The 12,466-nt window shown below is 73.9% G+C and carries 11 protein-coding genes; 8 read left to right on the plus strand and 3 right to left on the minus strand.

The window, feature by feature from the left end; translation table 11 throughout:
- Nucleotides 1–86 precede the first annotated feature (86 nt).
- Nucleotides 87–956, minus strand: coding sequence for an HAD family hydrolase (locus ABFX46_RS14455; RefSeq protein ID WP_346042502.1), 870 nt, complete (start codon nt 954–956; stop codon nt 87–89).
- 369 nt (nt 957–1,325) lie between these two features.
- Entirely contained in the window at nt 1,326–1,994 is a 669-nt protein-coding gene (locus ABFX46_RS14460) for a sigma-70 family RNA polymerase sigma factor (protein ID WP_346042503.1), read from the minus strand.
- A gap of 176 nt (nt 1,995–2,170) precedes the next feature.
- Here ABFX46_RS14460 and ABFX46_RS14465 point away from each other — a divergent pair, with 176 nt between their 5' ends.
- The 8 genes from ABFX46_RS14465 (at nt 2,171) to ABFX46_RS14500 (ending at nt 10,761) form a co-directional block, all read left to right on the plus strand.
- Nucleotides 2,171–3,454 carry a putative quinol monooxygenase gene (locus ABFX46_RS14465; RefSeq protein ID WP_346042504.1) on the plus strand — a complete coding sequence of 428 codons (1,284 nt, stop codon included), beginning with the start codon at nt 2,171–2,173 and terminating at the stop codon, nt 3,452–3,454.
- A 1-nt stretch (nt 3,455) separates the two neighbouring features.
- Entirely contained in the window at nt 3,456–3,731 is a 276-nt protein-coding gene (locus ABFX46_RS14470) for a glutaredoxin family protein (RefSeq protein ID WP_346042505.1), read from the plus strand.
- A 321-nt stretch (nt 3,732–4,052) separates the two neighbouring features.
- Entirely contained in the window at nt 4,053–4,793 is a 741-nt protein-coding gene (locus tag ABFX46_RS14475; protein ID WP_346042721.1) for a redox-sensing transcriptional repressor Rex, read from the plus strand.
- A 118-nt stretch (nt 4,794–4,911) separates the two neighbouring features.
- The gene (locus ABFX46_RS14480) at nt 4,912–6,414 is read left to right on the plus strand and encodes a glutamyl-tRNA reductase (RefSeq protein WP_346042506.1); all 1,503 of its coding nucleotides are present in this window, start codon (nt 4,912–4,914) and stop codon (nt 6,412–6,414) included.
- A gap of 44 nt (nt 6,415–6,458) precedes the next feature.
- Complete coding sequence (hemC, locus tag ABFX46_RS14485) at nt 6,459–7,328, plus strand: hydroxymethylbilane synthase (RefSeq protein WP_243714822.1); 870 nt, start codon at nt 6,459–6,461, stop codon at nt 7,326–7,328.
- An 80-nt stretch (nt 7,329–7,408) separates the two neighbouring features.
- Nucleotides 7,409–8,974, plus strand: a complete 1,566-nt coding sequence (locus tag ABFX46_RS14490) for a bifunctional uroporphyrinogen-III C-methyltransferase/uroporphyrinogen-III synthase (RefSeq protein WP_346042723.1) — start codon at nt 7,409–7,411, stop codon at nt 8,972–8,974.
- A gap of 20 nt (nt 8,975–8,994) precedes the next feature.
- Nucleotides 8,995–9,978 (plus strand): porphobilinogen synthase, encoded by a 984-nt coding sequence (gene hemB, locus ABFX46_RS14495; RefSeq protein WP_346042508.1) that lies wholly within the window; start codon nt 8,995–8,997, stop codon nt 9,976–9,978.
- A gap of 144 nt (nt 9,979–10,122) precedes the next feature.
- The gene (locus ABFX46_RS14500; RefSeq protein WP_346042509.1) at nt 10,123–10,761 is read left to right on the plus strand and encodes a bifunctional DNA primase/polymerase; all 639 of its coding nucleotides are present in this window, start codon (nt 10,123–10,125) and stop codon (nt 10,759–10,761) included.
- A 2-nt stretch (nt 10,762–10,763) separates the two neighbouring features.
- Here ABFX46_RS14500 and ABFX46_RS14505 read toward each other — a convergent pair whose 3' ends face one another.
- Complete coding sequence (locus ABFX46_RS14505; RefSeq protein ID WP_346042510.1) at nt 10,764–12,446, minus strand: serine/threonine-protein kinase; 1,683 nt, start codon at nt 12,444–12,446, stop codon at nt 10,764–10,766.
- Nucleotides 12,447–12,466 lie beyond the last annotated feature (20 nt).

A 12,466-nucleotide genomic window follows, 5' to 3' on the forward strand; every position in this document is an offset into this window, starting at 1 on the left:
GGGTAAACGCGATAGATCTCGACTTGCCGCCCTGTGACGTGACCGGATCCGCCCGCGGAGACCGGTCGCGTTCGGGCGGGGCCGCATCAGCTCGCGCGGTAGTGGCGGCGCAGTGCGATCCCGGCCGCGACGCCGCCCGCCAGCGCGCCCGCGCCCGCGGCGGCCGGCAGCGCGACCATCGTCACCTTGCGGCCGGTGCGGAAGTCGTGGATCGGCCAGCCGTTCTCCTTGGCGTGGGCGCGCAGCTCGGCGTCGGGGTTGACGGCGTGCGGGTGCCCGACCGCGGTCAGCATCGGCAGGTCGTTGATCGAGTCGCTGTAGGCGGAGCAGCGCGCGAGGTCGAGGCCCTCCCGCTGGGCGAGCGCCCGGACGGCCTCCGCCTTGGCCGGCCCGTGCAGCAGGTTCCCGACGAGCCGCCCGGTGTAGAGGCCCTCGCGGGTCTCGGCGACGGTGCCGAGCGCGCCGGTGAGGCCGAGGCGGTGCGCGATCGTCCGGGCGACCTCGACGGGCGTGGCGGTGACGAGCCACACCTGCTGGCCCGCGTCCAGGTGCTGGAGGGCGAGGGTGCGGGTGCCGTGCCAGATGCGGTCGGCCATCACCTCGTCGTAGATCTCCTCGCTGAGCGTGACGATCTGGGCGACCTTCTGCCCGGCGACGAACGCGAGCGCGGCCTCCTTGGCGCTGCCGATGTGCTCGGAGTTCTCGGTGCCGCGCATCCGGAACAGGGCCTGCCCCCACGCGAACATCGCGAGGTCGCGCATGGTGAACAGCTTGCGGGCGGCGAGGCCGCGCGCGAAGTAGTAGATGGACGCGCCCCGCATCATCGTGTTGTCGACGTCGAAGAACGCGGCGGCGGCGGGGTCGGGCACGGGCAGCGGACCGGGCGGGGCCGCTGCCGCGGCGGCGGCCTCCCCGGCGCTCTTGTGGTCCACGTCGCGTTGCCAGAATCGCCGCATGAGGCGAAGCCTAGTCAACCGCCTCCCCGCGGCCGTCCTCCCGGCGATGATTGCGACGCTCTTCACCCCGGTCGCCCGCGGCCGCCATCAGCCGTTCACGCAGCACCTCGCGGAAACGCGGATCCGGCCCCGCCCCGCCCGCCCGCAGCCGGGCCAGCACGTCCCCCCGCTCACCGGTCCTTCCCCGCCTCGTCTTCACGACCCGGTTCTCATCGGCCGCTCCCTTGCGGAAATCCGGGCGCGCGAGCGCCTTTGACCGGGAAACGATCGGGCGGTGCGGCGGGTTACGGCCCGCCGGGCGATCGGCGCCTCGGCCGGCGTTTCGGCCGGTGTTTCGGGCGGCGTTCCGGGCGGCGCCCTCGACCGGTGTCAGTGCCGCAGGTCGTCGGGGAGCATGCGGCCCAGCGAGCGGACGGCGCGGTACTGCAGCGCCTTGATCGCCCCCGGCTTCTTGCCCATGACCAGCGCGGTCTCGGCGACCGACAGGCCGTGCAGGAACCGCAGCACGACGCACTCCTGCTGCTCGGACCCGAGCCGCCGGACGGCGAGCAGCAGCGCCCGGTTGGTCATCGCGTCCAGGACGGCCCGCTCCGGCCCCTCCTGGACGCGCCCCGGACGGCGGTCGGGATGGCGCCGGTCCGGCTCGGCCGGCTCGGCGGTGCAGACCTCCAGCCGGTAGCGGCCGGACTTGAAGTGGTCGGCGACGAGGTTCCGGGAGATCGTCACGAGCCAGGCGCCGAAGTCCTTGCCCTGCCAGTGGAAGTCGCGGATCCGGCGGAGGGCGCGCAGGAACGTCTCGCTCGTCAGGTCCTCGGCGAGGGAGTGGGTCCCGACCCGGTAGTAGATGTACCGGTAGACGAGCTCCACGTAGTGGTCGTAGAGGGAGCCGAACGCGTCGGCGTCGCCGTCCCGCGCGCGGAGCACCAGCGCCTTGAGGACCTCCGCCCGGTCGGCGCCCGGCCCGCCGGAGCGGGCGGCGCGGGCCCGGGTACGCCGAGGCAGCGGGATGACCCCGGCATCGAGGGTCAAGCTGCTCATGCAGTTCTCCTCGGGGCGTACGCGACCTCCGGCGTGATCTGCCACTCTAGATACCGGAAGGTACGGAAGCAATGCCCTGTTCCATGGCGCTTCCACCCCCGTGACCGGCGCCCCGAGCAGCCCGAATCGCGGCGCGGTTACCCGTCCGCTCGCGGCATCGGGCACCATTAGGCGCGATGGTCGATGCTCTTCTCGCGCTCCTGGCGACCCTCGGTGCCCTGGCGGCCACCGGGTTGCTGATCCAGCGCGCCCAAAAGGACCGGCTGCTCTACCTCATCGCGTGGTCGTTCACCCAGGTCGGGCTGACGCTCGCGCTGCTGTGCATGGCCGTCGGGTTCATGGCGGGGTTCAACGGCGCGCTGTTCCGCGTCCTCGAACTCGGCGCCGCGCTGATCGGGCCCGTATGGCTCGCGCTCGGCATGATCGAGCTCATCGCGCGGTACGTGCAGGTGCGGTTCGCCGCCTGGCTGTTCGCGATCTCCTACACGGTCGTCGCGATGGTCATCCTCGTCCTGGACCCGCTCAAGGGCTCGCTGTCCAAGAGCCTGCCGAAGCCGGGCTCCACCTACGACGCGCTGCCGCTGCTGCTGATCGACGGCGCGCACGTCGTCGCGGTGATCTCCCTGGTGGCCTGCACCGGCGTCACCGCGTGGCTGGCGAGCAAGCGCGACCAGGAGGCCGCCGAACTGCTCATCCCGGTCGCGCTGGTCGCGCTCGCGGGCGTCCTCGTGGTCAGCGGCACCCGCGGGTTCCTGCCCGCGCCGGTCGCGGTGATCGCGCTCGGCGCCGCCGTCGGGCTGGTCTGGTACGGCGCGATGCGCACGATCCCCGTGTACGACGAGGACGAGGGCTACGACGACTACGACGACCGCGGCTACGGGAGCGAGCCCGCGACCGGCTACGAGGAGCAGGCGTACGCGGCCAAGGCCGAGCCCGTCCCGGCGCCGACCCCGTCGCCCGAGCCGCGGACGCCCGACCCGCGCCGCGGCGAGCTGCGGTTCCCCGAGCCGGCCGTCGAGGAGCTGCGCTTCCCGTCCGACAACCCCGCCGGGCCCACCGCCGTCGACCCGCTGGGCGGCCCCGCGGCGCCGCCGGCCCCGGTCGCCGGGCCGCCCGGCCGGGACCTCGCGAACGCCTGCGGCCAGATCACCGTCTACACGCTGCTGGACGGCCGCGAGGAGGCGTTCGACCGGCTCGCCGCCGACCTGGTGAAGGCCGCGCTGGCGGCCGAGCCGGACACGGTGGTCTTCGCCTGCCACGAGGTGGTCGGCGGCCCCACGCAGCGCATCTTCTACCAGCTCTTCCGGGACGAGGCCGCGTTCGCCGCGCACCGCGGGCAGGCGCACCTGCGCCGCTTCCTCGCCGACTCCCGCACCCACGTGCTGGCCACGAACGTGATCGAGCTGAAGCTCGGCCCCGCGAAGGTGCCGCTCCCGGCGCCGGAGTTCCCCGGGAGGTGACATGCCCGACGACCAGCCTGACGACAGGCCCGGCGACATTGTGATCACGATGCTCGGCAAGCCCGGCTGCCACCTGTGCGAGGACGCCCGCGCGGTGATCGAGCGCGTCGCCGGCGACCTCGGGGTGCGGTGGGAGGAGCGCGACATCACCCGGTCCGAGGCCGACTACGAGCAGTACTGGGAGCAGATCCCGGTCACGCTGGTCAACGGCGTCCAGCACGACTTCTGGCGCGTGGACGAGGCCCGGCTCCGCGCCGCGGTCGCCAAGCTCCGCTGACTCCGGCGCACCCGCCGGGTGCGCGTTTCCCCGTGTTCCGGGGCGTTTCCGGGCGGTCCGGGTGTCTTGTCGGTCACATCCGAACGACATTCGGATTGCCGGGGCGTACGCTGCAAGTCCCTGATGGACGGCCTTTCCGCGGCGCCGTCCGGCCCATGCGACCGGGGGGTGACTTTGTGCGCGTGTTCACAAAGGCTTAACCTGGTGGCCAGCCCTGGGGGCGGCCGGGCCGCGGTCGTCAGACCGTCACCGCGCCGCGCGAGCCGGGGCGAGGGGTTCTCCGACCGCCCCGTCCCCAGCGTCGAGCCCGAAGAGCAGGCCGTGACACCTCGACAGAACCGGCACCGCGACCGCGCGGGCCGCGGCATCCCCGAAGCCACCGTGGCGCGGCTCCCGGTGTACCTGCGGGCCCTCACCGGGCTGCAGGAGCGCGGCGTCGCGACCGTCTCCTCCGAGGAGCTGGCCGCGGCGGCCGGCGTGAACTCGGCCAAGCTGCGCAAGGACCTGTCCCACCTCGGGTCCTACGGGACGCGCGGCGTCGGCTACGAGGTCGAGTACCTCGTCTACCAGATCTCCCGCGAGCTGGGCCTCACCCAGGACTGGGTCGTCGCCATCATCGGTGTCGGTAACCTGGGCCGTGCGCTGGCCGGCTACGGCGGTTTCGCGTCCCGCGGCTTCCGCGTGGCGGGCCTGCTCGACGCGGACGAGGCCATCGTCGGCCAGGAGATCTCCGGCATGACGGTGCGGCACATCGACCGGCTGGAGGACATCATTGCGGACCACGGCGTCTCCATCGCCGTGATCGCGACCCCCGCGGGCGCGGCCCAGGGGGTGTGCGATCGCGTGGTCGCCGCGGGCGTCACCAGCGTGCTGAACTTCGCGCCCGTCGTCCTGTCGGTGTCGGACGGCGTCGACGTGCGCAAGGTCGACCTGTCGATCGAGCTGCAGATCCTCGCGTTCCACGAGCAGCGCAAGGCCGGCGGGCCGGACGTCCGCCCGCCGCTCGACGCCGGCGACGCGCCGCCGGGCACGGCGCACTACGTAGAGACGGTCGAGGCATGAGCGGTGCGGGGCCGGCGGGCATGATCGGGGCGGATCCGGAAACCGGAGCCCACAGTGGGGCGGCCCACGGTACGGCAGCTCACAAGACGGCGGATGCGGGAGTCGCGGGAGTCAGGGCATGAGCATTCTGGTGGTGGGGCTCAGTCACCGCAGCGCGCCCGTCGCGGTGCTGGAGCGGGCGGCGGTGGCCGGGGACGACCTCGTGAAGCTGCTGCACGCGGTGCACGACTCGGCGAACATCGCCGAGGCGGCGATCGTCTCGACGTGCAACCGCGTCGAGATCTACGCGGTCGTCGACAAGTTCCACGGCGGCGTCTCGGCGATCTCCGAGCTGCTGGCGCTGCACTCCGGCGTCCCGCTGGACGACCTGTCGCGGCACCTGTACGTCCACTACGAGGAGCGGGCCGTCCAGCACGTGTTCGCGGTGGCGTGCGGGCTGGAGTCGATGGTCGTCGGCGAGGGGCAGATCCTCGGCCAGATCCGGCAGGCGTTCAAGCTCGCGCAGGACGAGCGCACGCTCGGCCGCGACCTGCACGACGTCCTGCAGCAGTCGCTGCGGGTGGGCAAGCGCGCCCACCACGAGACCGGCATCGACCAGGCCGGCGCGTCGCTGGTCAGCGTGGGGCTGGACGTCGCGGCCCGGCATCTCGGGCCGCTGGACGGCGTCCGCGCGCTGGTGGTCGGCGCCGGTTCGATGAGCTCGCTGGCCGCGGCCACGCTGAGCCGCGCGGGAGCGCGCGAGGTGGTGATCGCCAACCGTACGCATGCGCGGGCCGTCCGCCTCGCCGAGTCGCTGGACGTCCCGTCCGCCGCGATCGAGCTGTCCGCGCTGGACACGGCGCTGGCCGACGCCGACCTGGTGGTGTCGTGCACCGGCGCCACCGGCCTGGTGGTGACGGCCGCGCAGCTCGCGGCGCGCGGCGTCGGCGACGACGGGCGGAACCGGTTCTTCCTCGACCTGGCGCTGCCGCACGACGTCGAGCGGTCCGTCGGCGAGCTGGACGGCGTGCGGCTCGCCGGGCTGGACGATCTGCGCACCGCGCAGGAGGCCGCGCGGGCGATCGGCCCGGCGGCCGTCGAGGCGGTCCGCCGGATCGTGTGCGAGGAGGTCGAGGCGTTCCTCAGCGCGGCCCGCGCCGCCGCCGTCGCGCCGACCGTCGTCGCGCTGCGCAGCAAGGCCGCCGGAGTGGTGGACGCCGAGCTGACCCGGCTGGCGGGCCGGATACCCGGAATGGACGACCGGGACCGCAGGGAGATCGAGCAGACCGTGCGGCGCGTGGTGGACAAGCTGCTCCACGCGCCGACCGTCCGGGTCAAGGAACTGGCGGCGGCGCCGGGCGGCGACTCCTACGCCGACGCGCTGCGCGAACTGTTCGACCTGGACCCGAAGGCCCCCGAGGCGGTGGCCCGCGCCGACATGCGCGAGGACGAGCCGCCGGCGCCGATCGCACCCGACTGCGCGGACGCCGACTGCGTCAGCCCCGCGCCGGTCATGGGCAGCGACGTCCCGCCGGGCGCGTCCGATGGAGTGAACGTGGAGACGGTGAACGCCCGCGCGGCGAGCGTCAGGGCGGTCAGTGCCCGGGACAGGGTCCCGGCGCGCGAAGGAGACGAGACGTGACTACAGGCAAGGGCCCGCTGCGGCTCGGCACCCGCAAGAGCCTGATGGCGACGACGCAGTCGCAGGGCGTCGCGGACGCGTTGACGCGGCTGACGGGGCATGCCGTCGAGCTGGTCGGGGTAACCACGCAGGGTGATGTCTCCAAGGCCCTGCTCGCCCAAATGGGTGGAACGGGCGTGTTCGTGAACGCGCTGCGTGACAAGATCCTGTCCGGCGAGGTGGACTTCGCCGTCCACTCGCTGAAGGACCTGCCGACGTCGGAGACCCCCGGCATCAAGCTCGCCGCGACCCCCCTGCGCGATGACCCCCGCGACGCGCTGTGCGGCCCGAGCAAGCTCGCCGACCTGCCGCGCGGCGCCCGCGTCGGCACCGGCTCGCCGCGCCGGGTGGCGCAGCTGCGCGCGCTCCGCCCCGACCTGGAGATCGTCCCGATCCGCGGCAACGCCGACACCCGGCTCCGCAAGATCACCGACGGCGAGCTGGACGCGATCGTGCTGGCGCACGCCGGCCTGAAGCGGATCGGCCGGCTGGCGGAGGTGGGCGAGGTCTTCGACACCGACCAGATGCTGCCCGCGCCCGGCCAGGGCTCGCTCGCCCTCGAATGCCGCTCCGACCGCGACGACCTGCGCGAGCTGCTCGCGGCGGTCGACGACGCCGCGACCCGGCGCGCGGTCACCGCCGAGCGGACGATCCTCGCGGTGCTGGAGGCGGGCTGCTCCGCGCCCGTGGGGACGTACGCTGCCGAAGTAGATGAAGAGCTGCATCTGACGGCGACCGTCGCGGCGATCGACGGAAGCCGGCAGATCAGGATGTCCGCCAGCGGCCACCCGGATGCCGCCGAGCAGATCGGCCGCGACCTCGCGGCCCGGATGCTCGCGCAGGGGGCCGACCAGCTGATGGGGGAGCGCGAGTGAGCCCCGCCGCGAAGAGCGCCGCCGGGACCGGCGGCGCCGAGAGCAAGGCCGCCAAGGGCGCGGCCGCCGCCCGGACGGCGCTGCCGAGCCGGACGACCGACCCCGGGACCGTCGCGATCGTCGGAATGGGCCCGGGCGACCCGGGGCTGCTGACACTGCGCGCCGCCGCCGAGTTGGAACGCGCCGACACCGTCATCGTCAGCCGCGCGCACTGCCCCGCCGACATCCTCGCGCGCTGCCGCGCGGACGCCGAGATCATCGACACCGCCGAGGGCGACCCGGTCAAGCTCGCGGTGCGCGCCGCGAAGGCGGGCCGCCGCGTCGTCCGGATGTTCGCCGGCGACCCCGGCGTCGCCTGCGGCCTGGCCGCCGAGGGCGCCGCCCTGCACAAGGCGGGCGTGCCGTTCGAGGTCGTCCCGGGCGTCTCCGCCGTGACCGGGGTGCCGGGGTACGCGGGCATCCCGCTCACCGACCCCGAGCACCGCGAGTTCCGGTTCGTGGACGCCTCGGCGGGCGGCGTCGACTGGGAGGAGTTCGCCGGGTCCGGCGCCACCCTCGTCATCGCCGGCGCGGAGGGCGCGGTCGCCGAGGTCGCCAAGGGCCTGATCGCCGCCGGGCGGCCCGACTCCGGCCCGGCCGCGATGACGAGCCTCGGCACCACCACCGAGCAGGAGACCGTCGTCTCCACGCTGAGCAGGCTCGCGTCCGACACCAAGGGCATGGAGTCGCCCGCGCTGATCATCGTCGGAGACGTCGTGAAGTGGCGTGACAAGCTGTCCTGGTTCGAGACCAAGCCGCTGTTCGGCTGGCGCGTCCTCGTGCCGCGCACCAAGGAGCAGGCCGCGTCGCTGTCGGACCAGCTGCGCGGGTACGGGGCCGTCCCGGACGAGGTCCCGACGATCTCCGTCGAGCCGCCGCGCACTCCGCAGCAGATGGACCGGGCCGTCAAGGGCCTCGTCACCGGGCGCTACGAGTGGGTGGTGTTCACCTCCACCAACGCGGTGAAGGCCGTCCGGGAGAAGATCACCGACTACGGCCTGGACGCCCGCGCGTTCGCCGGGCTGAAGGTCGCCGCCGTCGGCGAGCAGACCGCCGCCGCGCTGGTCGAGTTCGGCGTGCAGCCCGACCTCGTCCCGGCGGGGGAGCAGTCCGGCGAGGGCCTGGCCGCCGAGTGGCCGCCCTACGACGAGGACCTCGACCCGATCAACCGGGTGCTGCTGCCGCGCGCCGACATCGCCACCGACGTCCTCATCGCCAGGCTGACCGAGCTCGGCTGGGAGTGCGAGGACGTGACCGCCTACCGGACGGTCCGGGCCGCGCCGCCGCCCGCGCCGATCCGCGAGGCGATCAAGGGCGGCGGGTTCGACGCGGTGCTGTTCACCTCCTCGTCCACGGTGAAGAACCTGATCGGGATCGCCGGCAAGCCGCACAACGTCACGGTGATCGCCGTGATCGGCCCGCAGACCGCGAAGACCGCGCAGGAGTACGGGCTCCGCGTCGACGTCATGGCGGAGAAGCCGTCCGTATCGGCCCTCGCCGAGGCGCTGGCGGAGTACGGTGCGAAGCGGCGGGCGGCCCAGATCGAGGCGGGGGACCCGCTCCGCAAGCCCAGCCAGATGCGCCGGGGGGCCCGGCGCCGCAAGTAGCGACGACCCAGAGGTAATCCATGTCCGCACAGTTCCCCGTCGCGCGCCCGCGGCGGCTGCGCCGCACGCCCGCGCTCCGCCGGCTGGTCGCCGAGACGCGGCTCGCCCCGGCGGACCTCGTCCTGCCGATGTTCGTCAAGGAGGGCATCGCCGAGCCGCAGCCGGTCGCGTCCATGCCCGGCGTGTTCCAGCACACCCTGGAGAGCCTGCGCAAGGCCGCGCACGAGGCGGCCGAGGCCGGCGTCGGCGGGATCATCCTGTTCGGGATCCCGGCCGAGAAGGACGGCACCGGGTCCGCCGCCGACGACCCGGACGGCATCGTCCAGCGGGCGCTGCGCGACCTGGCGTCCGACCTCGGCGACGCCACCGTCCTCATGACGGACCTGTGCCTGGACGAGTACACCGACCACGGGCACTGCGGCATCCTCACCGGGTCCGGCGAGATCGACAACGACGCCACGCTGGAGCGGTACGCCTCCATCGCCCTGGCGCAGGCCGAGGCGGGCTCGGCGGTCGTCGGCCCGTCCGGCATGATGGACGGCCAGGTCGGCGCGATCAGGACGGCCCTCGACGGGGCCGGGCACACCGATACCGCGATCCTCGCGTACTCGGTGAAGTACGCGTCCGCCTACTACGGCCCGTTCCGCGACGCCGCCGAGTGCGCGCCCCAGTTCGGCGACCGCTCCACCCACCAGCAGGACCCGGCCAACACCGACGAGTCCATCCGCGAGGTCCTCCTCGACCTCGACGAGGGCGCCGACATGGTCATGGTGAAGCCGGCCGGCGCCTACCTCGACGTCGTCCGCCGCGTCCGCGACACCGTGGACGTCCCCGTCGCCGCCTACCAGGTCAGCGGCGAGTACGCGATGATCGAGGCCGCCGCCGAGAAGGGCTGGATCGACCGCGAACGCACCATCATGGAGTCCCTGACCTCCATCCACCGCGCCGGCGCCGACATAATCCTCACCTACTGGGCCACCGAAGCCGCCCGCAGGCTGAGCTGACCGCCTCGTGTCCCAAGCGCACCCAGGACGCTCTCTAGTTACTTAGGGTCGTTTACCGGGGGTTGCCGTGTCTGGGCGTGACGGCGGCGGGCATCATCGGTAACCAGGAACCCACGCGCGACCTTGGGATATATGGGGGGCGAGATGCTGGCGGTCACGGGGCACAGGCGGCAGAAGGCGGCACGGAACCGGATGGCCGCGGCGGCGCGGGAGTACGCCGGGTTCGGGTGGCCCTGCTTTCCGGGCGCGCATGTCGGGGCCGACCGGGCGTGCTCGTGCGACCGGATCGGGTGTCCCGACCCGGGCGCGCACCCGGTATCGGCGGCCTGGGCGCACCAGGCCAGCGTCGACCCCGAGGTCATCGAACGCTGGTGGGTGAAACGGCCGGAGGCCAACATCATCCTGCCGACGGGCCGGGTCTTCGACGTGTTCGACGTCCCGGCCGCCGCCGGCGCCATCGCCCTCGACCGGATCGAGCGGGAGGACCTCCCCGTCGGTCCGGTCGCGTCGTTCGGGGGCGAGCGGCACCTGTTCTTCGTCGCGACCCGCGGCGCGCCCGTCGACGAGGACGAGTGGTGGTCGTGCCACCTCGACACGCTGCCGGAGGACGTCGCCGACACGCCGGGCATGCGCTGGCACTGCCGCGACAGCTACGTCGTCGCGCCGCCGTCCGCGCTGCCCTACGGGCGCGAGGTCGCCTGGCTGCGGCCGCCGCAGCGGGAGGCCCTGCCGGACCCGCTGCGGCTCCTGGAGGTCCTCGTGGACGCCTGCGAGGACGCCTGAGGCTAGCGCGGGGCCTTGATGGCGGGCTTGGCCCCCCACGTGGAGTAGGAGCCGCGCTGCATCTGGTTGCGGCCCTTCTCCTCACCCGCGCGGACCCAGAACTTCACCGGGCGGTGGGCCGCGTCGAGCTTGATGGCGAAGGCGATCTGCTGGGCGCCGGTCGCCTGCGCCATCCGCGCGTACATGGGGCCGAGGCCGGGCGCCTGCGCGAGCTGCGCCGCCGGCGCCTCGCCCTCGTAGATCGCGCCCGACCGGGTGAGCTTCGTCGCCGACCGCAGCAGCGTCGTCAGGTTCGCCACCGAGCTGCCCTGCCGGACCTGGTCGGCCAGCGCCGGATAGCCGCGCCCGCCGAACGCGGACGGCTTCCACTTCTTGCCCACCCGCAGGTAGAGCCGGTCCTGGACGACGACGGCGGGCATCGCCTTGCGGGCGGACCCGGACCCGGCGACCGTCATCGAGTAGGACGCCTGCCCGTCCTGCAGCGTGAACGTGCCGCGGCTGGTGACGGGGAACCCGCAGCAGCCGGTCTGCCGGTAGCTGAACGCCGCGCCGGGGGCCTTCCCGACGGCCTGGTCGATCTGGGCGATGAGCGGCGTCGGGTCGACGCCGCCCGCGGGCAGCGTCGGCTGCGGGGTGCTGCTCTGCGCCGGCGCCGGATCGGGCGGCGGCTTCGTCTCGTCCTTCTTCAGCAGCGTCGCCGCGCCCGCGCCCGCCCCGGCGATGACCAGGACGGCGACGGCCGCGAGCACCCACGGCTTACGGGACCGGCCGCCGCCCGGCTGCTTGCCGGCGACGACCGGGTTGCGGCCGCTGCTGCGGGCCGGTTTCGGCTTCGGCGGCTCCGGCTGCAGCGCGGCCTGCCCGGCGAGCTCGGTGAGCCGGCCGCGGCCCTGCGCCTCCCACGACGGCCCGTAGGCGGAGACGGCCGCGTCCTCCAGTGCGCCGAGGAGGTCGGCGGCGGACTTCGGCCGCCCCGCCGGATCCTTCGCCAGGCCCTGGTGGACGAGGGCGCGCAGCGGCCCGGGGACCTCGTCGGCCGGGATCGGCGCCTCGCGGTGCAGCCGCGCCATGTTCCGGCCCGCGTACGGGGGGCGCCCGGTGAGCGACTCGTAGAAGATCGCGGTGGCGGCGTACAGGTCGGTGGCGACGGTGGCGGGCTCGCCGTCCCACAGCTCCGGCGCCGCGTACTGCGCGCCGAACCGCACCTCGGTCCCGGCGGGCGCGGTCGCGAAGTCGGTCAGCAGCGCGTTGCCGTCGGCGTCCACCAGGACGTTCGCCGGGCGGAGCGCGCCGTGCACGACGCCGCGGTCGTGCGCGGCGGCGAGGCCGAGCAGCAGCCCGCCGAGCATCGACAGGGCCGCGAGCGGCCCGGCGGGGCCCTGCGCGGCCAGCACCCGGCGCAGGCTGACGCCCTCGACCCACTGCATCACGATCGCGGCGCCGTCCGCGGACTCCACGAAGTCGTAGAAGTCGACCACGTTGGGGTCCTCGAGCTGGGACAGGGGGCGTGCCGCCGCGCGGAAGCGCGCGAGGAACGCCTCGTCGGCCGCGAGCGCGCCGTCGAGGTATTTGATCGCGACCTTCGTGCCGGTCTGGTCGTCGACCGCCAGTACCACCCGGCCCGAGGCTCCGCTTCCCAGTTCCCGCTCGTGGGTGAAGCCCGGGACCGTCCAGCCGTCAACCACGTTGAAAGCCCATCCCTCCG

The sequence above is a fragment of the Actinomadura chokoriensis genome (assembly GCF_039529475.1).
GTDB lineage: Bacteria > Actinomycetota > Actinomycetes > Streptosporangiales > Streptosporangiaceae > Spirillospora > Spirillospora bangladeshensis.